Genomic DNA, 22,890 nt, shown 5'->3' with positions numbered 1-22,890 from the left:
TGGTTCAGGTCCCGGTACTCCTCCAGCATCCGCAGAGCCGAGGTGAAGGTTCCTCGGCCGATACCCGGGCAATGCCGCTCGGCCGGCAGTGTCCAGGCCTCCCAGCACGACAGGCAGCGGATCACGCCGGAGTGCTCCGGGTCTGGTTCTGCGCTACCACCGCAGCGCGGGCACTGGATCACGGGCAAGCTCCTACGCCGAGAGGTCGAACTCCCCCAGCTTGGCACCCGCCAGGAAGTCGGACCACTCAACCGCCGTGAACTCGACGGCGCGACCGGTCACAGAGTTACGAACGGCCACCTTGCCGGGGACATTCGTTGCCACCTCGATGCAGCGAGGGTTGTTGTTCTCATACGTGCACGTGCTGGACGTGCGGAACTCGAACCCGGGAACTTCGGTCATGGGCCCATCCCTTCGCCTTGCGTGCGGGGATGCGGTCCCCGCGCCGTCGTACGATCCCGCCTCTGACCGGTCCACTTCATTCGGGCAGCCGTACGCGTGAGTAGCCGGCGTACAGGCGGGCTGGTGGAGGGCGCTTGGTTACGCCCACGGGAAGGCGACGACGCGTGTCGAGAGCACCTGCGCACTCCGCAACTCCGCCTCGGTGCAGGGCCGTACCCGGTCCGGCGGCGAACTCCATTCGATACCGCCACCGGGCGGACGGAGGAACACCGACCCCTCGTACTCGGCCACGATCTCGCCGACGGCATCCGTGCCTGTGTCCACTGCGAATCGCCTGCTGCTCATGTCGTCTCGCCGTCCCCTTCTTACGTCGTGTGGCGATCATTCCGCCGGGCAGCGACGTTCCCCAGGGACGCAACGTCCTAGTCTCAGCAGGCTAATTGGCGACACCCAGAAAATCGGCGAGCTTGCGCAGGCCCGGCGGCCGGGCTGACGACTCCCACAGATCGCTGACGATGGCCACGGCGAGCGTGTGGTGCCGCATCCATGCCGGAGCCACCCGCCGCAGCGATTCGAGTGCGCGAACGGCACCCGCAGCATCCCCGACGTCCGTGTGTGCGCGGGCCACGTCCAGCAGGAGCCACGTGCGCCACGACGGTGGGGTGTCCTTGCTGAGCCGCATTCCCTTGGCCAAGGCCAAGGCCTCTTCGGGCCGTTCGTGCTGGACGGCGAGGCGGACACGTTCAATGCGGACCGACGACCGACTGAAGACGGACACCAACTTGCTGTCCACCGGGGGCGGGAGCGTGGCGAGGCGGTCTGCTGCCCTCTCCGCTGTCTTCATCATCGTGTCGGCGGTGTCGTAGTCGTCGTTCCTCGCGTAGCTGGTGGCAGCCGACATGAGGAGACCGCCCCAGACGCGGACTCCTTCGGCAGTGTGGATGCGTCCCTTCTCGACTCCGTCTGCCGCGTACACGGCGAGGTGCTGCGCGTCGTCCAGCCGGTTCTGCCGTTGGTAGGCCCATGCGACAGAGTTCGACACCATGGCGGGCAGCAATGGGTCCGCCGACTGCCCCGCTGCTTCTATGGCTCGTTCCAGAGCCGACAGCGCAAGATCCGACTTGCCCAGACGGACGGACAGGTGTCCGCCGAGTTGCAGTGCCTTGCTCAACGCGCCCTGCCCGGCGGCCCGCTGTTCCGGAGTGCCCACAGCGGCGGCGAGGCGGGCGTCAGCGATGATTCCTGGTAGCACCGCCATGAGACGGCCGAACTCGGCATCGTGGTAAAGCGTCCACCCCTCGGTCAACTCTGCACGCAGGAGTGGCAGGGAGAGCCGCTCGGCTCCGGTCGGCTCCGGTGGCGGAGCAAACAGCGGCGGCATGATCGCTCGGCGCACAGCAACCAACGCCGGGGGGTCTGCCTCGCCGTTGGAGGGGACACCCGGGGGGTCTCCCAACAGGCTTGTGAGCTCGACCCCGAGCCCTTTTGACAGAGCATGGAGTGTAGGCAGTCGGGCACTGTGCTTGCGCTTCTGTTCCAGCTTTCGCACAACATCCACAGAGACGCCAGACCGCTCCGCCAACCCTTCCTGAGTCAGATCGGCGAGGCGACGCAGACGACTCAACCGGTCGCCCAAGTGCTCAGAGGCCATGTCCCTACGCTACGCCCGGCAGCTCAGCAGGAAACACGGAAAGCCCCCACACCCGTCGCCCCGCGAATGGGGGGATGAGCGCGGGCCCTGTGGTGTGGTTCGGCCGGCAAGGACGTTGGCCAGTGGGGCGGCGGCCTTCCCGCCGAACAGGGCGGGGCCGCGGTGGAAGTCGATGCGGGTGCGGTGGACGGGGCCACCGGTTCAGGTGGTCAGCGGGAGTACGTCGGTGCCGTCCAGCTTCTGACCTGCGGGAAGGCCCCGCTGCCCAGCAAATCCGAGGATGTCGGACCTGCTGGGGCGGAGCCCCCGGGAACTCCGGCCCGCTTGGGTCAGAACGGCTTCGTCGGGAGGTACTTGCCGTCCAGGGTGATCACGGCCCGCTCGCCGCCCTCGGGGTCGGCGACCTTCTTGACGTCCAGCTTGAAGTTGATCGCGCTGATGATGCCGTCCCCGAACTGCTCGTGCACCAGCGCCTTCAGCGTCGTGCCGTACACCTGGAGCATCTCGTAGAAGCGGTAGATCGTCGGGTCGGTGGGGATGCCGCCCGGGATCGAACCGCGGCTCGGGATGGTCTGGAGGAGCAGCGCGGCGTCGTCGTCCAGGCCCAGGAGCGCGGCGACGGCCTCGGCCGAGGCCTTGGGCAGCGGGTGCTGGCCGAGCACGGCCGCGGTGACGAAGGCGACCGAAAGGCCCGCCGCGTCGGCGATCTGCTGCCAGGACAGGTCCTTGCGCACCTTCGCCTCGACGGCGGTCGTGGCGAGGGTCTGGCGGGCGGTGGTGTCGAACTGGGCGTGGATCATGGGAAGGATTCCTTTCGGGGGAAGGGTGAAGGGGGTCAGGCGGCCGGGGCGAAGCGGTTCGCGATGTCGAGTTCCTCGACGGTGCCGCTGCCGATGTCGTAGCACCAGCCATGCAGCGTGACCGTGCCCTGTGCCAGGGCGCGGGCCACCGACGGGTGGGTGACCAGGTTCGTCAACTGGGCACGGACGTTGCCCCGTACGAGGGCGTCGACCCCCGCGGTGGTGGTGCGGGCCCGCGCCGCGTCCGCATGGCGCAGCCAGTCGGCGGTGGTCGGCAGGGCGCCCAGGTCGTGGCCTTCGGCCAGGGCGGTCATCGCGCCGCAGGCCGAGTGGCCGCAGATGACGATGTCGGTGACGCCCAGGGCGGCGACCGCGTACTCGATGCTGGCCGCGATGCCGTCGATGCCGGGTGCGTAGGCGGGAACGAGGTTGCCGGCCGTGCGGATGACGAACAGCTCGCCCGGCTCGCTGCCGGTGATCAGTTCCGGCACCACGCGGGCGTCGGAGCAGCTGATGAACAGCGTCGTCGGCCGGTGGTTCGTGGCCAGGCGGGCGAAGAGCTCCGCCTTGGCCGGGAAGACATCGCGCCTAAAACGCGCCAGGCCCTCGGTGAGGTTGTGCATGGTCAGTCCCTTCGGTGGCTGTCCGCCCCCGCGGGGCTGACGAGATCCACCATGCATGAGCTGGATCTATAGCGTCCAAGTCGTAATTTCGATGTCTGCTATTGGTCTCATCTATGGTCGGCTTCTATGGTGGGTCGCATGGCCCCGGAACTGCGTCATCTGCGTTATCTGCTCGCCGTCGCCGAGCAGGGCAACTTCACCCGCGCCGCCGAAGAGCTGCGCGTCTCCCAGCCCACGCTCTCCCAGCAGATCAAGCAGCTGGAGCGCACCGTGGGTGTCCAGCTCCTCGATCGCACCGGACGTTCGGTACGGCTCACGGACGCGGGCGAGACCTATGCGCACTACGCGCGGCGCGCCCTGCGGGAGCTGGCCGCCGCCGAGCGTGCCGTCCTGGACGTCGCCGACCTCTCGCGCGGCAGCCTGCGCCTCGCGGTGACCCCGACCTTCACCGCGTACCTCGTCGGCCCCCTCGTCGCGGAGCTGCACGCCCGCCACCCCCACATCACCCTGGACGTACGGGAGTTGGCGCAGGACCGCATCGAAGCGGCGCTGCTCGCCGACGAGCTCGACCTCGGCATCGCCTTCCACGGCCCGCACCTGCCCGGCATCGAGGCCACCGCCCTGTTCACCGAGACCCTCGGCCTCGTCGTCGGCGCCTCGGGCGCGGTCACGGGAACGCTGCCCGTGCGCGAACTGGCCGATCTTCAACTCGCGCTGCTCAGCGGTGACTTCGCCACGCGCGGGCACATCGACGACTACCTCGGGCGGCACCGCGTCACCCCGCGCATCGCGGTCGAGGCCAACTCCATCCAGGCGCTGACCGAGATCGTCCGGCGCACCCCGCTCGCCACCGTCCTGCCCGACGCCATCACGCACGACCACCCCCACCTCGCGCCCGTCGAGCTGGAACCGCCCCTGCCCGCCCGCACGGTCGCCCTGCTGCGCCGCGAGAGCGCGTACCGGAGCGCGGCGGCACGGGAGTTCACCCGGCTCACCCGCGAGCTCGTCCGCGACCGCGGCTACGCCCCGGCCTGAGCGGGACAGGGCCGCGGCCGCGACTTCTTGCAGGGGTGGGCCAAGATCACGTGCCGGATTCTGTTCAAAACGCCAAGCCCCTGTTGACGAATCCGTCGCTCACCCCGGGCTGCGCCGAGGTCCAGTCGGCCCTCTCGTTCCCGCTGTCCGGACCCGACGAGACCCCCGGGGTGATCACCATGCGGCTCGGGGGACTGGTCGTCGTCTTCAACGCGACCCCGCAGACCCGGACCCACCGGGTGCCCGCCCTCGCGGGCACACCGTACGCACCGCACCCCCGCCAGGCGTCCGGTGCCGACCCGGTGGTGAGAGCGGCCACCTACGACCAGGGAACGGGGAGCTTCACAATCCCGGCTCGTACTGTTGCGGTCTTCAAGCGGCACTGAACCGATCAATCCTGATCATTGGACGAGTTAATTCGGTTGTTCCCCGCCCCGGGTTCCGTCGTGTTCCGCATGGTGGTCCAGACTGTGCCCGTGGTGGGGAACCTTCCTGCGGAGAGCACGAGTTTCATCGGGCGGTCGGCCGAGCTGGCCGGCCTGGACAGCCTCCTCGACCGGCACCGTCTCGTCACCGTCACGGGGCCCGGCGGGGTCGGAAAGTCCCGGCTCGCCCTGCGGGCCGCCCGGCGGATCGAGGGCCGTCACCCCGACGGGGTCTGGTGGGTGGAGCTGTCGCCGCTCAGGGACCGGAATTTACTCGCCGCCACCGTCGCCGACGTCTTCGGCCTCACCGACCAGAGCCTGCGCACCACCTGCGAAGCGCTCTGCGGCTGGCTCGTCGACAAGCGCCCCCTCCTGGTGCTCGACACCTGCGAACACCTCATCAGCGCCTGCGGCCACCTCATCGGTGAACTGCTCCAGACCTCACCGGGACTCACCGTCCTCGCCACCAGCCGGCAACCGCTGGGCCGGCCGCAGGAACACGTCTTCCCGCTGGAGCCGCTGCCCGTCGCGGGCGAGGCGCTGACCCTCTTCAAGGAGCGCGCCACCGAGGCCGTGCCGCACCTCGACTTCGAGGACCCGGCCCGCGCCGCCGCGGCCGCCGACGTCTGCCACCGCCTCGACGGCATCCCGCTCGCCCTTGAACTCGCGGGCGCCCGGCTCAGACTGTGGACCGTCGAGCAGCTCGCCGCCCGGCTCGGCTCCCGCTTCGACGTGCTCGCCGACACCGGGGTCGCGGCCCTGCCCCGCCACCAGACCATGTGCACCGCCATCGGCTGGAGCCACGAACTGTGCGAGCCCCTGGAGCGGCTCCTGTGGGCCAGACTCGCCGTGTTCGCGGGCGGCTTCGACCTCGCCTCGGCCCAGGACATCGGCGCGGGCGGCCCCCTTCCCGCGGCCCGCGTCGAACAGGTCCTCGCCGGGCTCATCGACAAGTCGGTCGTCCGCACCCGGCTCGACGCGTCCGGCCGCATGAGCCACCGCATGCTGGACACCATCCGCGAGTACGGGCTGCGCTGGCTGCGCGAACTCGGCGAGGCGCCCGAGGTGGCCGACCGGCACGCCCGCCGCTTCTTCCGCACCGCCCACGAGGCCGACGCGGCCTGGCTCGGCCCCGGTCAACTCGACTGGTACGTACGGCTGGAGGCCGAGCACGCCGATCTGCGCACCGCCCTCGAACACCTCCTCACCACCGACCCCGAGGCCGCGCTCGACATGGCGGGCTCGCTCTGGTTCGTCTGGTTCTGCTGCGGACGGCTGCGCGAGGGCCGCGACTACCTGGAGCGCGCCCTGAAGGGCTGCCCCGCGCCGGGGCCGTACCGCGCCACCGCCGTGTGGGCGCTCGGCATGACCGCCCTCCTTCAGGGCGACTTCGCCACCTCCTACCGGCTCGGCGAGCAGTGCGCCCACGCCGCGGCCGACCCCGAGCAGCGCCTTCGCGCCGCCTATCTGTACGGCGCCAGTGTCCTGATGCCCGGCGACCCCAAGCGGGCCCTGGACATCCTCGGCCCCGCCCTCGCCCAGGACACCGGCTTCTCGGCGGGCCGCGTGCTGTGCGTGCTCGCCCGGATCTACGCCCTCAACAGCCTGGCCCGCTACACCGAGGCGGCCACCGAGGCCGTCCGCCTGCGCGACGAGTGCGCGGCGCGGGGCGAGCGCTGGATGCGGGCGTACGCCGACTACATGCTGGCCGCCAGCGCACTCGCCCTGGACCGGCCCGCCGAGGCCGCCGCACACGCCCGTGCCATGCTCGCCGGCAAACGCCTCCTGCACGACAGCTTCGGCATCGCGATCGGCCTCGACCTGCTGGCCTGCGCGGTCGCGGCCCAGGGCGACGGCGAGGGCGGCGCGCTGCTGCTCGGCGTCGGCCAGGAGTGCTGGCGCACGGTCGGCAAGGCGCAGATGGGCGCGCCCGAACTCACCGCCGTCCGCGAGGAGTGCGAGCTCCGGGCGCGCGCGGCGGTCGGCGACGGAGCGTACGAGTCGGCCTTCGAGCGGGGCGTGACCACGGGCCTGGACGAAGGGCTCGGACTCGCCCTCAAGGGCGGTCCGCCGGGCCGGAGTTGACCAATGGAGTGCCTCCCGGGTGGCGGCCGAGGCGCATCGGCCCCCGTCGCCCTCAGCCCACGCGGGGCGCGGGCACCGCGGGCAGCAGGGCGGTCAGCCGGGACACCAGGTCGCCGAACGGACCGTCGGCGGGCTCCTCCGCGAGCATCCGCAGCAGGATCGCCGCCATCTCCCGGTCGTACGCGGCGCTCACCGCGGCCAGCGCCGCGAAGTCGTGCACCAGCTGCAACTCCAGCTCGCCGCGCGGGATCCGCCGCCCGTCCAGCCAGATCAGCGCCGTCGACTCGGCGAGCGACACCCATGACCGGACGACCAACTCAAGGCGCGCGGGCGGCTGTTGGACGTTCAGGTGGGCCAGGATCTGGAGGTAGGCGGCGTTGCGCACCTCGTCGATCATGGCGTTCGCGGTGGAGGAGCCGACCGCCGGGCCGCCCCGCATCAGGGCGGAGAAACCGGGGCCGTGATCGTCCACGAAGTCGAAGAACCGCCCCATCACCCGCAGCAGCCGGGCGCCGAGCGGCCCCTCGTGCGGCTCCATGAAGCGGCCCGCGAGCTCGTCCGCGGCCCGGCGCAGCGCGGCCTCGTACAGGCTCTGCTTGCCGGGGAAGTAGTGATAGACCAGCGGCCGCGAAATCCCGGCGGCCGCCGCTATTTCATCGATGGACACATCGTCGGGCGAGCGGTGGCTGAACAGTTCGAGGGCGACCCCGATCAACTGCTGCCTGCGCTCGTCGACGCCCATCCTGCGCCGTACCCCGGTCGTCATGCGAACAGAGTACCTATACGGCCTGTCTGCGCGGCCACCCGCTCTAAAGGTCGAGCACCAGCTTCGGCCCCAGGCACCTCGATACACAGATCAGCATCGAGTCGTCGCGCTCCGCATCCGTGAGCAGGTCGTCGCGGTGGTCGATCTCGCCCGCCAGGACGCGCTGTTGGCAGGTCCCGCAGAAGCCCTGCTCGCAGGAGTACGAGACGTTGGGGAGCTCCTCGCGCAGGGCGGTGAGCAGCGACTTGTCCGCCGGTACGGCCACCGTGCGGCCCGATCGGCGCAGCTCGACCTCGAAGCCGGTGCCCGCCGCGGCCGCGCCCGGCGCGAACCGCTCCAGATGCGGGGTGCGGCCGGGACGGAGCGCCTCGGTGACCGCGTCCATGAGCGGCTCCGGGCCGCAGCAGTAGACGGCGGCGTCCGCGGGGGAGTCGGCGAGGAAGGCGGCGAGGTCCGGCAGCCCGCACTCGTCCTCGGGAGCGATCACGACCTTCCCCGGGCCCAGCTTCTCGATCTCGTCCAGGAAGGGCATCGTGGCCCGCGACCGCCCGCCGTACAGCAGTCGCCAGTCACCGCCGGACGCCTCAACTGCCTTCAGCATGGGGAGAATTGGTGTGATCCCGATGCCGCCCGCGACGAAGACGTACGACGCGCTCGGCACCAGCGGGAAGCGGTTGCGCGGTCCGCGCACCGACAGCTCGACCGCCTCCCGGAGCTGCTCGTGCACCTCGCGCGAGCCGCCCCGGCCGTCCGCGATGAGCCGCGTGGCCACGGTGTACGAGGAGCGGTCGGCCGGATCGCCGCACAGCGAGTACTGCCGTACGAGGCCCGAGGGCAGGACCAGATCGAGGTGGGCGCCGGGCTCCCAGGAGGGCAGCCCGGCCCCGTCCAGGGCCTCAAGACGCAGCTGTACGACGCCCTCGGCGGGCTCGGTCCGCCCGGTCACGGTCAGCTTCCGCGTCACTGTGGAACGCCGCGTGCCGCGCCCCGATATGGGGTCCTCCAGGGCGGGCATCGGCCACAGCGGCGAGGTGGCGATGCGGCGGCGCAGCGCGCGCCGCGCGAGCAGCGCGGACCCGGCGACCAGGGCGACGGTGGTGGCACGGGGCATGTCAGCGGCCTCCGTTGGCGCCGGGGGAGGAGGCGAGATAGGCGACGGCCTGGGCCGTGCTGCCCTCCTGCGAGGGGTGGTAGCCGCGGCTCAGATAGCGCGGGATCGACTTGAGCATGGCGGGGGTGGACGGCAGCAGCCCCTTCCGCCCCGCCCGGTAGAACTCCCCGAAGCTCGCCTTCCCGTCCGCCAGCGTCGGATCGTTCGCCATGAAGAAGCGGGCCCCGCGCTGCCAGAGGAAGGCGAGCGCGGTGAACGCGGTCGCCCAGGTGCGGGCCCGGCGCCGGTAGCCGCCGTCGACGTGCATGAACAGCTCGAAGGCCACCGCCCGGTGTTCGACCTCCTCGGCGCCGTGCCAGCGCAGCAGGTCCAGCATCATCGGGTCGGCGCCGCGCCGGTCGAGGGTCTCGGCGTTGAGGATCCAGTTGCCGAGGAACGCCGTGTAGTGCTCGATCGCCGCGATCGTGGCGACCCGCTCCATCAGCCACCACCGGCGCGCCCGGCCCGGCGGCAGCGTCCGGTCCCCGAGCAGCTTCTCGAAGAGCCAGTCGACCTGCGCGGTGTACGGCGTCGGGTCCAGGCCGAGCTTCTTCAGATGGGGCAGTACGTCGTCGTGCGCGGCGGAGTGCACGGCCTCCTGCCCGATGAAGCCGATGACGTCCTCGCGCAGCCGGTCGTCGGTGATGTACGGCAGGACCTGCTTGTACACGTGCACGAACCAGCGCTCACCGGCCGGCAGCAGCAGATGCAGCACATTGATGGTGTGGCCGGTGAACGGGTCGCCGGGTATCCAGTGGAGCGGGGTCTTCTCCCACTCGAAGGAGACGTTCCGGGCCTTGAGCTCGATGTGCTCCGAGGCCACCGGAGCGGGCTGCGGCGTATTAGACATGGCGTCAATGTACTGATGGGTACGCCGCAGCGACAGGGGTGTGCGCCGGATTGTTGGCCGGAGCCCGGACGCGGGCTCTCAGTGCAGGGCGGTGATCGGACTCCCGTCCGCGAGCCGCCCGTTGAGCTCGGCCCGCGCCCCCTCCTTGGCCCGTACGGCCAGCAGGTTGCCGTGCTCGCTGCCGGTGACCCCGCCGGACAGGGTCACCGAGGACACCTGCTCGCTGCCCGCCGCGAGCACGAACCAGTTTCCGCCGCGCGACTTCCACAGTACCCCGGCGAGCACCCGCGCCTCGCGCAGCCCGCAGGCCGGGGAGTTCTCGGCACGGGCCGCGATCGCGCCCGGAGCAGGCTTCGCCGTCGGGGCCTGGAACTGGGCGAACACCCGGCTGCCCGCGCCCCGCCAGGTCTCGGCCCGGGTGCAGATCCAGTCGGCGGTGCCGTTGCTCTCGGGCAGCGACTGCCTGGCGAACTGCCAGTCGTTGACCGTGCGTACGCCGTGCGAGTGGACGGTGGGCAGCAGACAGGCGGTACGAGCCCAGCCCTCGCGCGCCGAGCGGTCGCCGACATCGCGGGCGTCGGCGGGCGGCCCCCAGGTCAGCCGGGCCGGGGCGAGCTCGCCCAGATCGCTGAAGAGCCGCACCCCGCTGTCGTCGTGGAACTCCAGCGCCTGCCAGGACGTGCAGGTGCGGGCCTGCAAAGGCGAGACGACGGGATCGGTCACCCCGTTCCCGTCCCGGTGCAGCGGCCGGGCGGCGGCGTCCGGGGTGAGCAGATCGCGTACCGAGGCCTCGTGGACCCAGGGGGCGGTGAGGTAGCGGACGTTGCCGTCGGTCCGGCCGACCACGAGCGCGCTCGCGGAGGCGGCGTCGGCGGCGTCGACCCGCGCGAAGTCGAGCGCGGCGCCCGAGGTGCCGTCGCGCGGCTCGGCGTAGCGGGCGACCCGCAGCCCGTCGTACAGGAGCACCACCCTGGCCCGGTCGACCTCGCCCGCGAACAGGAGCTGGGGCGCGCCCATGGGCGGACCCGACGGCGTGCCCGGCGTCGCCGCCACCTGCACGGACTCGCCCGGCCGCGCCCACACGGCGAGCGCCCGCCGCAGCAGCGCCGAGTCGCCGGTGAGATCACCCCGGGCCGGCCAGACGGAGAAGTCCGTACGCACCGAACGCGACCAGGCCGTGGGCTCGACCCGCAGCAGATGGCCGGGGTCGAGTGCCGCCTCGGCGGCGGGGTTCTGCGCGTACGGGGGCGCGGCCGCGCCGTCGGGTCCCCAGCCGCCGTCCGGCAGACCGAGCAGCGCCCCGCACACCACCAGCGCGGCGACGGCGGCGAGCGCGGCCCGGGTGTGCTGGCGGCGGCGCATCAGATCGGTGGGCCGCGCCTGGAGCGAGCAGGGGTCGAACTCGGCGGATTCGAGCAGCCCCGACTGGGTCTCGACGCCGTCGGCCTCCTCCAGCGCCTGCCGCGCCCCGGTGACCCCGGCGGCGTTCAGCTCCGCGCACACCTCGTCGTCGCCGAGCCGCTCAAGACCGCGCAGGACGTAGGCCGCGCGGGCCGCTCCGGACAGCGCGGAAAGGCGCTGGTCCAGGGCGAGTTCATCGGCGCCGCCCGAGCGCGGGAACAGCCGCAGCCCCCGGACCTGCGGCAGCAGCGGCGGCAGCTGCGCCCGCTTGGGCCAGGCCTTGCGCCGCAGCGGGAGCCCGGCATCGAGGGCCTGGCGCAGCACCCGCCGCCGCACGTACACGTACCCCGGATCGCCGGCGCTGCGGGCCCGCCGCGCGCCGGGGATCAGCCCCTCGTCGGCTTCGGCGCCGGAGCCGCCGCGGCCGCGCGGCAGCGAGCGCTGCACGATCGCGTGCGCGGTCAGCACCCGGCGGTTGCGCCCGAGGGAGGGCGGCAGTACGAGGTAGGCGAGCCGCACCAGCCGCGGATAGTGCTCGACGAGCGCGGCCTCGGCCTGCTCGACGCCGACGGAGGGGGCGGGTGGGTTGAGGATGTCCTGCTCTGGGGCCACGTTCAGCAAAACGAGCGAATGTTGAGATGGTCACCCGGTGCTCAACTCGCCGACGTTGCAAGCCAGTTGGCGGCCGTCCGGGATCAGGCGACCAGACGGGCGCGCAGGCGGGCCACCGCCTCGTCCGGCACCCCGAGGCCCTCGCGCACGTACTTGTCCATCGACCCGTACCGCGTCTCGACCTCGCCGAGCGCCGCCGCGAGGTACTCCGGTACGACGCCGATGATGGCGAGCGCGATCTCCGGGTCGCCGCCCTGCGCGACGAAGCCCTCGATGAGCGGGCCGAAGGCCTGGCGGACCGCCGGGTTGACCGACAGGTACTCGTGCTCGACGGTCGCCTCGTCCGCGCCGAGCAGCGTCAGGACCACCGTCGCCGCCCAGCCGGTGCGGTCCTTGCCCGCCGTGCAGTGGAAGAGCAGCGGACCCGCGTCCTCGGCGGCCAGCTCGGTCAGGAGCGCGCGGTAGGCGGAGCGGGCCGAGCCGGAGGAGACGAGCGAGCGGTAGGTGTCGGCGAACAGGGCCTGCGCCTTGCCGCCGCCGAGGTGCTCCTCCGCGACGATCGGGTCGGCCAGGATGTGCTTGAGCTGGGCGGCGGCGGGCGCCCCGGACGCCGAGATCTTGTCGGCCAGCGCGTCGGCGACGACCAGGCGGGCCCCGGCGGGCACCCGGTCCGGATGGTCGGCGCGCTCGGCGTCGGTGCGGAAGTCGACGATCGTACGCAGCCCGAGAGCGGCCACCGCCGGATCGGCGGCCGGATCCATGCGGTCGAGCTGACCCGCGCGGAAGACCAGTCCCGGCCGGACCGTGCGGCCGCCGGAGAGCGGGGTGGAGCCGAGGTCGCGCAGGTTGGCGACGGTGGTGGCGGGAATCGCGATCATGGTCGGGCGGCTCCTGAGCGGGGTGAAATCTACCGGTTTCCTACCGAACGGTAGTCCACGGCCGCCGACACCCCGAGGCCGAGCCCCAGAGCCGCGAAATGTCCCGCGTCCGTGAAGGTGCGGCCGGGCCGCAGCAGGGGCCGGGCGGCGAGGGCGAGCAGTGCGAGCCGGGCGCCGCCGCGCAGCGGGCCGCGCGGCAGGGCCGAGGTCAGCGCGCCGAGGACCGCGTAGCAGCCGTAGCTGCTGCCGACGTCCAGGGCGGAGCGGGTCGCGGCCGAGGCCCGCCCCGCGCGCAGCCCGCCGTACACCAGGAGCGTCGCGCCGACATGGCCGAACAGGAACACCCCGGCCGCCCACCAGGCCCCGTACGCGTACTCCGCGTAGCCGAGCACGGCGAGCAGGAGCAGCGCGTAGGGCAGCTCCATCGGCGACTCGACGAGCAGCGCGCTGGTGGCCAGCGTCGAGTACCGGCCGGCGGACAGGTTGTCGACATGGGTGGAGCACGAGCGCAGCAGGTCCTCGCGGGCCCGGTCGCCGAGAAGGCGCCGGGTCGCGTACGCGATGAGCTGTACGCCGCCGACGTACGCCGGCGCGAGGGTGGGGACACGCATGGGTCCATGATCGGTCATCGGTGATCCGCTCGCTCGGCCGACCCGCGAAAATCGCCAAGTCGCTATATATACAAGGGAGTTGGGGGCAGGATGGGGTGATGCGAAACGATGCGCGAGTGATCAGGGTGGTCCGGGTGGCGCTCGGCGGCGTGGTCGCCGTGGCCCTCGCGAGCGGCTGCGGCACCTCGTCCCCGCACACCCCCGCGACCGCGAGCGGAACGCTTGAGCAGCTGGCCGCGAAGGCCGCGTGCAAGCCCGTCGTCTCGACCGACTCGGCCGAGCTGCGCCAGGCCAACTGCACGACGAAGGACGGCCGTTATGTGCTCGCCACCTTCGCGACCGACCGCGGCCAGCGGGAGTGGATCAACGAGGCGGAGGACTACGGCGGCGTGTATCTGGTCGGCCGCAAGTGGGTGGCGGTCGGCGAGCAGCCGGTGGTCACGGCACTGCACGGCCGGCTCGGCGGCAGTGTCGAGACCGGGACCGTGCATTCCGGACACCACTGACCGAGTCGGCCGCGCAGCGGCAGTTGCCTCCCGGGGGCGTCCGGCGGATCGGGGCCGGCGCCCCCGCGCGCTCGACGCGCGGGATCAGGCGCAGGAGCGCCCCGTATTGATGCAGTTCACCGCCTTCCCCATCAGCTGATCGCTGAAGACATTGATGAAGTCACCGTGATCGGTGACGGGCTTGTGGAGCTGCTCGGGGAACGAGTCCACGGCGAAGGCGCCGGCCTTGGCCGGAAGGCTGTAGACGATGCGCTGCACGAGCTGCGGAATCGCCTGGAATCCGGCGGGACAGGCACCCCTTTTGTCGGCGAAGGCCACATGGGTGCGGTGATTGGCGCTGTCGGTGTTCTTTCCGTCCCAGCAGCTCTGGAATGTGAAGGTGCGGACCACCTGGCTGCCCTGGGGGCAGAGCGGGTACTTGTCCTTGAGCTGGCGGTTCTCGAATCCGGTGCAGCTCCAGGAGGCATTGGCGTTCGCATTGCCGTTGGTGAACGCCTTGGCGTCGCCGGTGATGATCCGCAGGAACCGGGGCATCGCGGTGACCTTGCTCACCGGACTTCCGGCCAGCGCGATGGTCACCTGGGCCGGGGTCTGGATCTTCCCGACGTTCTTGTCCTTGCCGCCGCCGTCCGCATTCACGTCCGTGTCGTTCCCGTTGTTGAGGATCCGCACGACGGGCCAGTAATAGGTGGACTTGTCGCCCTGATTGCGGCAGCTGGTGCCGCCGTTGGCCAGATCGTTGTCGCTGGAAAAGGCATCGGTCGCCTGATTGCCGACGTAATCGTGCATATGGTGGGCGCCATTGCTCACACCCGGCGCGACGATGACATTGTCGGGATTGCGTTTGCCGTTCTGGTTGCGGCCGCAGTCGCTGGTGAAGGTGCCGGTGGAGGCGCCGCGCCCGGGGGCGGGGGCGCTGACGTTCGGCCGCACCGAGCGGATGTCGACGAAGTCGGCGCGCACCGGTCCGGAAGCGGCGTTCTGGCCGGCGGCTCCGGCGTTCTGACCGCTGCTCTGTCCGCCGTTCCGACCGGCGTTCTGCTGGTCGGACCCGCCGCCCTGGCCGGTGTCGCCGCCCGCGTCCTGGTTGCCGGAGCCGGCGTCGGCGGCCCGCATCGTGCAGGCGGCGAGCCCCTTGTTCTTGAGGTCCGGCTGACCGGAGGCGTCCGCGATCTGCCCGATGGAATCGGTCCGCCGCTGTTTCAGCGGGGAAAGCACCATCGTGTCCGCGAGAGCGGGATCACGCTGGATCCGGTCCTTGTTGTCCGCGAACTTCGTATACGCGTCGGTGATCTGCGTATCAAGGGCGGCGAGCTGGCGGTCGACCCGGGATTTCGCGGCATCGGGCACGGTGGACAGGGAATTGCCCACATCGGGGCAGTCGATGGTCGACAACGTCCGCATCTGCCCCATGCCCTGCATGGCCGGTCCCGGCCGCCCCCCGTCTCCTTCGCTGGCGGAGGCGTAGACATTGACCGCGGCGAGCCCGCCCCCGCCCAGAATGAGTGCGGCGGCGGCGAGCATCATCCGGTGGGGGAGGGTCGTCCGTTTTCGTGGAGAGCGTGCTGAGCGTCCCATGGAACTCCTTCGCTTGAAGCGCGCCGTTCCATACGGATGGGAAGGGTGGGGCGTTCAACGGCTCAGGAGATTCACGGGAGTTGGGCAGAAGCAGGCTCTAACGCGCCTGCTTCACCGCGCGCAGCACCACGAACTTCGGGTCCGAGGCCATCAGTTCGCAGTTGCCGAACATGCGGCGCAGCTTCTCGTGGTAGCCGAGGTGGCGATTGCCGACCACCCACAGTTCGCCGCCCTCGCGCAGCGCCGTGCGGGCGTCCAGGAACATGCGCGAGGAGGTGCGGTCCGTGGTCGTCTGGTGGGTGTGGAACGGCGGATTGTTCAGGACCAGATCCGCCGTGCCGGGCGGAAACTCCGCAAGACCGTCGCCGAGGTGGAAGCCGGCCTGCCGGGAGGGCCCCGCGCACATCCGGAACGTGGCCTCGGCCGACGCCATCGCCGGATGCGACTCGTCCGCGAAGGTGACGCGCGCCTCGGGATTGGCGAGCACCGCCGCCGTACCCACGATGCCGTTTCCACAGCCCAGGTCCACCACGTGCTCCGGTCCGGTCCGCTCGGGCAGGTGCTGGAGCAGGAAGCGGGTGCCGATGTCGAGGCGGTCGGCGCAGAACACCCCGGCGTGGTTGGTCGTGGCGAGACCGGAGGCCGGTCCGATGCCCAGCTCCAGGGAGTACGTCAGCGGCCACGGGTTCGCGGGCCGCACCAGCTCCGGGTCCGGGCTGGTGAGGATCAGCCGGGCCTTCTTCTCGGCGAGGGAGGTCTTCGTCGGGCCGAGGATCCGCTCGAACAGGTTCAGCGTCGAGGTGTGGATCTCCTTGACCATGCCGGTGCCGACGACGACCGTGCCCGCGTGCACCGCCGGAGCGATCCGGTGCAGCTGGTCCTCCAGCAGACCGAGGCTCTTGGGCACCCGCACGAGCAGCACGTCGACCCGCTCCGGCACCTCGTCCCGGGTCGACAGCAGACGTACCGCATCCGGCGCGGCACCGGCCCGCGCCAGATTGGCCCGGGTCGCCTCCTGGGCCAGGAACGAATCACTGATCTGTACGGGGCCGTGCCCGGCCAGCGCCGTCGCGAGCGCACCCCAGCGGTCGCCGATGACGACCACGCTCCCCGAGAGGTCCAGGTTCTCGATGTGCCGCAGCAGATAGTCGTCGGCGGCGTCCCAGGCCCGCAGCGGGTCGCGGGAATCTTCGGGGAATCGGGTCAGGTCGTACTCGCCCCAGGGCGTGAGCATCCGGTTCATTGTTCCGCCAGGCTAACCCGAAACGGCCGCGGAGCCCCGCTGGGTCAGCCGCGGTCGAGATAGGCGAGCACCGCGAGCACCCGCCGGTTGTCGTCGTCCGAGACCGGCAGGTCCAGCTTCACGAAGATGTTGGAGGTGTGCTTGGCGATGGCCCGCTCGGTGACCACCAGGCGCTCGGCGATCGCCGCGTTCGAGCGGCCCTGCGCCATCAGCTCCATCACCTCCAGCTCGCGCGGGGTGAGCCCGCCGAGCGGCTTGTCCTGCGCCCGGCGCGACAGGAGCTGCTGGATGACCTGCGGGTCCATAGCGGTGCCGCCCGCCGCCACCCTGCGTACCGCGTCGATGAACTGCTCCGCGTCGAACACCCGGTCCTTGAGGAGGTAGCCGACGCCGCCGGTGCCGTCCGCGAGGAGCTCGCGCGCATACAGCTGCTCCACGTGCTGGGACAGGACCAGGACCGGCAGGCCGGGCCGGGCGCGGCGGGCGGCGAGCGCGCACTGCAGGCCCTCGTCGGTGTGCGACGGCGGCAGCCGGACGTCGACGATCGCGACGTCCGGCTCCAGCTCGGCGAAGGCCCGGCTCAGCTCCGGTCCGCTCTCCACGGCGGCGAGGATCTCGAAGTCGTACGCCTCAAGCAGCCTGACCAGACCGTCTCTGAGCAGGAACAGGTCCTCGGCTAGGACAACTCGCAAGGGATCTCCATGGTCACCAGAGTGGGACCGCCCGCGGGACTGCTGACGGCCAGGATGCCGTCGAATGTACCGAGTCGGCGTTCGACGCCGCTCAGCCCGGTGCCCGCTCCGGCCCTGGCACCGCCCTTGCCGTTGTCGCCGACCGAGATGCGCAGCGCGCCCCCCTCGTGCGTCAGGTCGACCCAAATGCTGTCCGCCGAGGCGTGCTTGACCGCGTTGGTGAGGACCTCGCTGACCGCGAAGTACGCCGCCGACTCCACCGGGGCCTCGGCGCGGGCCCGCTCCGGGAGCCCCACCGACACCTCGGTCGGCACCGGCAGGCGCAGCGCCAACGCCCGTATGGCGTCGGCGAGTCCGCGCTCGGCGAGCACCGGCGGGTGGATTCCGCGCACCAGGTCGCGCAGTTCGGTCAGCGCCTCGGCCGACGACTCGCGGGCCATCGCGAGCAGCTGCTTCGCCTTCGCCGGGTCCTTCTCCACCAGCGCCTCGATGGTGCCCAGGTTCATGCCCATGGCGACCAGGCGGGCCTGCGCCCCGTCGTGCAAGTCCCGCTCGATGCGGCGCAGTTCGGCCGCCGAGGTGTCCAGGGCGTCGTGCCGGGTCTCGGTCAGCCGGTCCACGCGCTGCTCCAGCTGGGCCTCGCGGGACGGGGTGAGCAGGGACCGGGTGAGCTGGAAGTGGCCGCGCAGCAGGGCCGGGTTGACGAACATGCCCAGCACGAACAGCGCGGTGCCGAGCGCCGCGGCCTGGTACGCGGCCTGCTCGCTGACGATGTGGATGAACAGGAACCAGTCGCCGCCCGCGTCGGCGATCGGCTTCCACACGCCGAGCGCGAGGACCCAGCCGTACACGACGTACAGGAGCAGCGTCGGCGGCAGGAGCGCGGTGACGAACCCGGCGTTCATGTCGACGAACATCCAGCGTAGGTCGTGCCAGGTCGCCGGGTCCCGCAGCAAAGCGGTGCACCGCTCGACCCAGCCGGCCGGACCCGGGCGCCTCGGCACCGGCCGGTACGCCGAGGGGATCGGCATGTCGCACCAGCGGGCGGCCAGTTCGCGCCGGTAGTCGGCGTGGACCCGCACCCGCTCGATGAGCAGCGGGGTGGTGAACACCCCGAGCCCGACGGGAATGAGGCCGATCGAGACGACGGTCAGCGTGAACAGCAGGATCGACCCCACCATCGCGATGTGCATCAGTGCGAAGCCCCGCACACCCGCCACAAGCGCGTCCCGCGCCTTGGTCGCCATCATCGTTTCCCCGTCTCCCTCGTGCCGGTGGGGCCGGCCTTAAGTGTGGCCGGGGCGGCCGCCCGCGGTCACTGGGCTCCGCCCCCACCCCGGGGTGTACCTGGCGACACCCCCTGACCTCGCATTTTGCCCCGTCGGCAGGGGGCTTCGACGGCTGGGGCGCCGGCGCGGAACTCCCTAGCGTCGAACGCGACGAATCCACGGCCGGACATCCACGGCCGAACTCTGGGGGGACACCATCCCTTGATCTTCGCAGGGAGTCCCGGCCCTTCAGGCCGGGCGGGAATGCGATCCTTGGCCCGGAGGCGTGGAGCGCCGGAGTTGTCTGCGCCTGCGGGGTGACGGTCAGACTGGCCGCTTCTGGTTCTCGATGTAGTCCTTGACGATGCTCAGCGGCGCTCCGCCGCAGGACCCTGCGAAGTATGAGGGTGTCCAGAGCACTGAGCCCACGCTGATCCGGTTCATCCGGCCGGTGTACTCCGCTCGCAGGTAGCGGGAGCTGACGCCCTTGAGGCTGTTGACCAGCTTGGACAGGGCGACCTTCGGCGGGTAGTGCACGAGAAGGTGGACGTGATCTCCTTCGCCGTTGAACTCCCGCAGCTCAGCCCCGAAGGTCTCGCACACGTCCCGCATGATCGCCTCGCACCGCGTCAGCATCTCGTCGTTGAAGACCTCGCGCCGGTACTTGGTGACGAACACCAAGTGGGCGTGCAGGTTGTGGATGACACGGTTTCCCCGGCGTATGTCGGGATCTGGTGTCCAGCGTGGTGACATACGCCAAGGCTAGTATGGTCAAGGGAAACGACCGCAGGTGGTGGGCCGTGATGATCCGTGCGTACAAGTTCCTCATGCGGCCTACCGTTGGCCAGGCGGTCGCGCTGTCCGAGATGTTGCGGGATCACTGCTCGCTCTACAACGGGGCGTTGCAGGAACGCCGCGACGCCTACCGTCACGTGTCGAAGACGAGTGTCAAGTACGGGCAGCAGTCCAGGCAGCTCAGGGACATCCGGGCGTTCGACCCGGAGCGTCAGGGGCGTTGGTCCTTCTCCTCGCAGCAGGCCACGTTACGCCGTCTCGACAAGGCGTTCGCCGCGTTCTTCCGCCGGGTCCAGTCCGGCGACACCCCCGGGTATCCGCGCTTCCGTGGGGTGAGCTGGTTCGACACGGTCGACTTCCCGAAGGACGGGGACGGCTGCCGGTGGGACAGCACGCCGCACGACCCGGTCACCCGCGTCCGGTTCCAGGGCGTGGGGCACGTCAAGGTCAACCAGCACCGGGCTGTGGTCGGCAAGGTCAAGACCGTCAGCGTCAAGCGCGAGGGCCGTAAGTGGTTCGTCGTGCTGACTGCGGAGCAGGACCAGCCCGAACCGCTCCCTGCGACCGGGTCCGTGATCGGTATCGACCTAGGCATCGCGAACTTCCTCGCCGACTCCAATGGCGGATTCGTGCCCAGCCCGCGCCACGGCCGTACCGCCGCTGCGAAGCTCGAAGCCGCACAGCAGGCCCTGGCCCAGTTCCCGCGCCGCAAGGCAAAGGACCGAACCAAGAACCACCAGCGCGCCGTGGAGAACGTTGCGAAGCTGCACGGGAAGGTTCGCCGTCAGCGGCTCGACCACGCACACAAGACCGCCCTCGCCCTCGTGCGTGAACACGACTTCATCGCGCACGAAGACCTCAAGATCCGCAACATGAGCAAGGCCCCCGCACCGAAACCCGACCCAGAGCAGCCGGGCACCTTCCTGCCCAACGGGGCCGCCGCCAAGGCCGGACTGAACCGCTCGATAGCCGATGCCGGATGGGGGGTGTTCCTCGCGATCCTGAACGCAAAGGCTGAGAGCGCCGGGCGGGAAGTGATCGCCGTGGACCCCTGCAACACCTCCCGGCGGTGCCCCGAATGCGGGCACACCGCCAAGGAGAACCGGCCCACACAGGAGAGGTTCCACTGCGTTTCGTGCGGCCACCTGGCACACGCCGACACGGTGGGCGCCCTGAACGTTCTACGGGCCGGGCTGGTCCGTCGCAAAGCCCAACCGGCATAGCGAGAAGCCCCCTCGTATGCGAGGGGGAGGAGTCACGCAGGACATGCAGCAGAGAGGGCGTCGGCCTCGCGGTCGCCGTGCTCCTGGACGCGACCGTCGTACGGATGGTGCTGCTGCCCTCGGTGATGGCGCTGCTCGGCGACCGCAACTGGGGCGCCGGGCGCCGGACGGCGGGGCACCGCGCGGCGCCCCGCCCCCAACAGGCCGATCAGGGCGCGTACTTGTAGCCCACCCGGCGCACGGTCTGAATGGCCCCGCGGTGCTCCGCGCCCAGCTTGCGGCGCAGCCGGGCCACATGGACGTCCACGGTGCGGCCGTCGCCGACGTGCCCGTAGCCCCACACCGTGGTCACCAGCTGGTCGCGGGTGTGCACCCGGTGCGGATGCGCCACCAGATGGGCGAGCAGCTCGAACTCCAGGTAGGTGAGGTCGAGTTGCTCGCCGTCCACCTCGGCGGTCCGGCGTACGGAGTCGATCCGTACGAGGGCGTCCCCGCCCACCGGCCCGGCGGCGGGCGGCTCGGGGGCCGCGGCGAGCAGCGGCTGCTGGTCGGCCGGGACCAGCACCAGATAGCCGACCATCGGCGGCTGGCCCGGCAGCGCGGGCAGGGTGTGCTGCGGGGCGGGCAGCCAAGTGGCGCCCGGCGGAAGGAAGTCGATGACCTGAGGGGTCACCGGCCGGGCCACCTCGTCGCGGTCCACGGCCCGCAGTCGGTGCCGGCCCAGGGGCAGCGGAGTGTGGGCGTCGGCGGTCGCGGTGGAGGTCGAGAAGGTACGGGTGTTCGGCATGAGGGGTCAGCTCTTTCGCGCGGAGAGTCGTCGGCAGGAGACGTACGTCGTGCGCGCTGGCCGAAGGCCTGGAGTGGATCGAGGCGTTAGAGGGCCGGCGCGTTCATCGCGCGGCAACACACCCGGTCGAAGTCGTGGTCCTGACGGGACGGCCAGAACGGCTCAAGGTCGCTACGACCTGTCGCGGGGTTCCGGGTGCTGGACATGCCCCCATTCAACCAGACGATCCGCGCCGCACAGCAGCCCCTCCCACGGACTGATACGGATCCTTGGCGCAGCGTGACCGGAATCAGCCCCTCCGGGCGGGGGCCGCAGGCAGGTGGGCGGCGACGCCCGGAGGGCGCCCACCGCGGCAGCGGCGGACGCCCTCCGGGGAGAGTGGACGGCTCAGACCTGGCCGGCCTTCTCCAGGCCGGTGCAGCAGGTGTCGACAATGAGGCGGGTCACCACGTACGGGTCGACGTTGGCGTTCGGGCGGCGGTCCTCGATGTAGCCCTTCCGGTCCACCTCGACCTGCCACGGGATGCGGACCGAGGCGCCGCGGTCCGAGACGCCGTACTTGTACTGGTCCCACGGGGCCGTCTCGTGCAGACCGGTCAGGCGGTCGTCGATGCCGGCGCCGTAGTTCTTGACGTGGTCCATCGGCTTGGAGCCCTCGCCGAGCGCCTCGCACGCGGTGATGATCGCGTCGTAGCCCTCGCGCATCGCCTTGGTGGAGAAGTTGGTGTGCGCGCCCGCGCCGTTCCAGTCGCCCTTGACCGGCTTGGGGTCCAGGGTCGCCGAGACGTTGAACTCCTCGGCGGTGCGGTAGAGCAGCCAGCGCGCGATCCACAGCTGGTCGGCGACCTCCAGCGGGGCCAGCGGGCCGACCTGGAACTCCCACTGGCCGGGCATCACTTCGGCGTTGATGCCGGAGATGCCGAGACCCGCGGCGAGGCAGTGGTCGAGGTGCTTCTCGACGATCTCGCGGCCGAAGATCTCGTCCGCGCCGACACCGCAGTAGTAACCGCCCTGCGCGGCCGGGAAGCCGCCGACGGGGAAGCCGAGCGGGCGGGTGCCGTCGAAGAAGGTGTACTCCTGCTCGATGCCGAAGATCGGCTCCTGCGCCGCGAACTGCTCGGCGACCGGACGCAGCAGCGCGCGCGTGTTGGACTCGTGCGGGGTGCCGTCGATGTTCAGGACCTCGCACAGGACGAGGACGTTGCTGCCGCCGCGGATCGGGTCCGGGTAGGAGGCGACCGGCTTCAGGACGCGGTCCGAGGCGTGGCCCTCGGCCTGGTTGGTGCTGGAACCGTCGAAGCCCCACACGGGCAGCTCGGCTCCGTCGGCCAGGATCCTGGTCTTGGAGCGGAGCTTGGCGGTCGGCTCGGTGCCGTCGATCCAGATGTACTCGGCCTTGAACGTCACGGAAGCCATCCTTTGCGGGGAGCTGCGGGTGCCTGCGCGCTGCCACGCTGCGGCGCTGTGTCTGTGGCGGCAGCCTCACATCCCGGGATTTCCCGTCCGTTG

At 71.1% G+C, this 22,890-nt stretch carries 23 protein-coding genes and 1 pseudogene; 6 read left to right on the top strand and 18 right to left on the bottom strand.

What is annotated here, in order from left to right:
* Positions 1-192: 192 nt before the first annotated feature.
* From ACIQ8J_RS02275 to ACIQ8J_RS02255, 5 genes are all read right to left on the bottom strand, one after another.
* Positions 193-402, bottom strand: a complete 210-nt coding sequence (locus ACIQ8J_RS02275) for a DUF397 domain-containing protein (protein WP_403263928.1) — start codon at positions 400-402, stop codon at positions 193-195.
* Between the two features lie 138 nt (positions 403-540).
* Entirely contained in the window at positions 541-747 is a 207-nt protein-coding gene (locus tag ACIQ8J_RS02270; RefSeq protein WP_403263926.1) for a hypothetical protein, read from the bottom strand.
* A gap of 91 nt (positions 748-838) precedes the next feature.
* A complete protein-coding gene (locus tag ACIQ8J_RS02265) occupies positions 839-2,053 on the bottom strand; it encodes a helix-turn-helix domain-containing protein (RefSeq protein WP_403263924.1) in 1,215 nt (404 codons plus the stop codon).
* A 329-nt stretch (positions 2,054-2,382) separates the two neighbouring features.
* On the bottom strand, positions 2,383-2,853 hold the full coding sequence (gene cynS / locus ACIQ8J_RS02260; RefSeq protein ID WP_403263922.1) for a cyanase: 471 nt from the start codon (positions 2,851-2,853) through the stop codon (positions 2,383-2,385).
* A 35-nt stretch (positions 2,854-2,888) separates the two neighbouring features.
* Positions 2,889-3,476 (bottom strand): carbonic anhydrase, encoded by a 588-nt coding sequence (locus ACIQ8J_RS02255; RefSeq protein WP_403263920.1) that lies wholly within the window; start codon positions 3,474-3,476, stop codon positions 2,889-2,891.
* Positions 3,477-3,614: 138 nt separating this feature from the next.
* On the opposite strand from ACIQ8J_RS02255, the gene cynR reads away from it, so the two are divergent.
* The 3 genes and pseudogenes from cynR (at position 3,615) to ACIQ8J_RS02240 (ending at position 7,021) form a co-directional block, all read left to right on the top strand.
* The gene (gene cynR / locus ACIQ8J_RS02250) at positions 3,615-4,511 is read left to right on the top strand and encodes a transcriptional regulator CynR (protein ID WP_403263918.1); all 897 of its coding nucleotides are present in this window, start codon (positions 3,615-3,617) and stop codon (positions 4,509-4,511) included.
* Between the two features lie 71 nt (positions 4,512-4,582).
* Positions 4,583-4,897: pseudogene (locus ACIQ8J_RS02245) on the top strand (alpha-1,6-glucosidase domain-containing protein); the annotation flags it as partial.
* Positions 4,898-4,966: 69 nt separating this feature from the next.
* Positions 4,967-7,021 carry an ATP-binding protein gene (locus ACIQ8J_RS02240; protein ID WP_403263916.1) on the top strand — a complete coding sequence of 685 codons (2,055 nt, stop codon included), beginning with the start codon at positions 4,967-4,969 and terminating at the stop codon, positions 7,019-7,021.
* Positions 7,022-7,073: 52 nt separating this feature from the next.
* Here the strand turns inward: ACIQ8J_RS02240 and ACIQ8J_RS02235 are convergent, their stop codons facing one another.
* The 6 genes from ACIQ8J_RS02235 to ACIQ8J_RS02210 all read right to left on the bottom strand — a co-directional run bounded on the left by ACIQ8J_RS02235 (position 7,074) and on the right by ACIQ8J_RS02210 (position 13,289).
* Positions 7,074-7,787 carry a TetR/AcrR family transcriptional regulator gene (locus ACIQ8J_RS02235; protein ID WP_403263914.1) on the bottom strand — a complete coding sequence of 238 codons (714 nt, stop codon included), beginning with the start codon at positions 7,785-7,787 and terminating at the stop codon, positions 7,074-7,076.
* A gap of 43 nt (positions 7,788-7,830) precedes the next feature.
* Positions 7,831-8,898 carry a PDR/VanB family oxidoreductase gene (locus tag ACIQ8J_RS02230; protein ID WP_403263912.1) on the bottom strand — a complete coding sequence of 356 codons (1,068 nt, stop codon included), beginning with the start codon at positions 8,896-8,898 and terminating at the stop codon, positions 7,831-7,833.
* A gap of 1 nt (position 8,899) precedes the next feature.
* Positions 8,900-9,787, bottom strand: a complete 888-nt coding sequence (locus ACIQ8J_RS02225) for a metal-dependent hydrolase (RefSeq protein WP_403263911.1) — start codon at positions 9,785-9,787, stop codon at positions 8,900-8,902.
* A gap of 78 nt (positions 9,788-9,865) precedes the next feature.
* The gene (locus ACIQ8J_RS02220; RefSeq protein WP_403263909.1) at positions 9,866-11,809 is read right to left on the bottom strand and encodes a hypothetical protein; all 1,944 of its coding nucleotides are present in this window, start codon (positions 11,807-11,809) and stop codon (positions 9,866-9,868) included.
* A 74-nt stretch (positions 11,810-11,883) separates the two neighbouring features.
* A complete protein-coding gene (locus tag ACIQ8J_RS02215) occupies positions 11,884-12,678 on the bottom strand; it encodes a tyrosine-protein phosphatase (protein WP_403263907.1) in 795 nt (264 codons plus the stop codon).
* 29 nt (positions 12,679-12,707) lie between these two features.
* Entirely contained in the window at positions 12,708-13,289 is a 582-nt protein-coding gene (locus ACIQ8J_RS02210; protein WP_403263905.1) for a rhomboid-like protein, read from the bottom strand.
* 98 nt (positions 13,290-13,387) lie between these two features.
* Between ACIQ8J_RS02210 and ACIQ8J_RS02205 the strand changes: the two genes are divergently transcribed.
* A complete protein-coding gene (locus ACIQ8J_RS02205; RefSeq protein ID WP_403263903.1) occupies positions 13,388-13,795 on the top strand; it encodes a hypothetical protein in 408 nt (135 codons plus the stop codon).
* A gap of 84 nt (positions 13,796-13,879) precedes the next feature.
* Here ACIQ8J_RS02205 and ACIQ8J_RS02200 read toward each other — a convergent pair whose 3' ends face one another.
* The 5 genes from ACIQ8J_RS02200 to tnpA all read right to left on the bottom strand — a co-directional run bounded on the left by ACIQ8J_RS02200 (position 13,880) and on the right by tnpA (position 19,329).
* Entirely contained in the window at positions 13,880-15,373 is a 1,494-nt protein-coding gene (locus tag ACIQ8J_RS02200) for a DUF1996 domain-containing protein (RefSeq protein WP_403263901.1), read from the bottom strand.
* A 97-nt stretch (positions 15,374-15,470) separates the two neighbouring features.
* Positions 15,471-16,607, bottom strand: a complete 1,137-nt coding sequence (locus ACIQ8J_RS02195) for a methyltransferase (protein ID WP_403263900.1) — start codon at positions 16,605-16,607, stop codon at positions 15,471-15,473.
* 53 nt (positions 16,608-16,660) lie between these two features.
* A complete protein-coding gene (locus ACIQ8J_RS02190; RefSeq protein ID WP_403263898.1) occupies positions 16,661-17,308 on the bottom strand; it encodes a LuxR C-terminal-related transcriptional regulator in 648 nt (215 codons plus the stop codon).
* Positions 17,293-18,558, bottom strand: coding sequence for a sensor histidine kinase (locus ACIQ8J_RS02185; protein ID WP_403263896.1), 1,266 nt, complete (start codon positions 18,556-18,558; stop codon positions 17,293-17,295). Before ACIQ8J_RS02185 ends, ACIQ8J_RS02190 begins: the two co-directional genes overlap by 16 nt.
* Positions 18,559-18,900: 342 nt before the next feature.
* Positions 18,901-19,329 carry an IS200/IS605 family transposase gene (gene tnpA / locus ACIQ8J_RS02180; protein ID WP_403263894.1) on the bottom strand — a complete coding sequence of 143 codons (429 nt, stop codon included), beginning with the start codon at positions 19,327-19,329 and terminating at the stop codon, positions 18,901-18,903.
* Between the two features lie 50 nt (positions 19,330-19,379).
* Here tnpA and ACIQ8J_RS02175 point away from each other — a divergent pair, with 50 nt between their 5' ends.
* Together ACIQ8J_RS02175 and ACIQ8J_RS02170 are read left to right on the top strand one after the other, a co-directional pair.
* Positions 19,380-20,594, top strand: coding sequence for an RNA-guided endonuclease InsQ/TnpB family protein (locus ACIQ8J_RS02175; RefSeq protein WP_403265172.1), 1,215 nt, complete (start codon positions 19,380-19,382; stop codon positions 20,592-20,594).
* 77 nt (positions 20,595-20,671) lie between these two features.
* On the top strand, positions 20,672-20,821 hold the full coding sequence (locus ACIQ8J_RS02170; protein WP_403263892.1) for a hypothetical protein: 150 nt from the start codon (positions 20,672-20,674) through the stop codon (positions 20,819-20,821).
* Here the strand turns inward: ACIQ8J_RS02170 and ACIQ8J_RS02165 are convergent.
* The gene (locus tag ACIQ8J_RS02165; protein WP_403263890.1) at positions 20,803-21,381 is read right to left on the bottom strand and encodes a winged helix-turn-helix domain-containing protein; all 579 of its coding nucleotides are present in this window, start codon (positions 21,379-21,381) and stop codon (positions 20,803-20,805) included. The two genes, ACIQ8J_RS02170 and ACIQ8J_RS02165, sit on opposite strands and share 19 nt — an antisense overlap.
* Before the next feature lie 387 nt (positions 21,382-21,768).
* Positions 21,769-22,788 (bottom strand): glutamine synthetase, encoded by a 1,020-nt coding sequence (glnII, locus tag ACIQ8J_RS02160; protein ID WP_403263888.1) that lies wholly within the window; start codon positions 22,786-22,788, stop codon positions 21,769-21,771.
* Between the last annotated feature and the right edge of the window lie 102 nt (positions 22,789-22,890).

Source organism: Streptomyces sp. NPDC094147 (assembly GCF_044764265.1).
In the GTDB taxonomy this organism is placed as follows: Bacteria; Actinomycetota; Actinomycetes; order Streptomycetales; family Streptomycetaceae; genus Streptomyces.
The sequence above is the reverse complement of the archived record's forward strand: the minus strand, read 5'-3'. Positions and strand labels throughout refer to the sequence as shown.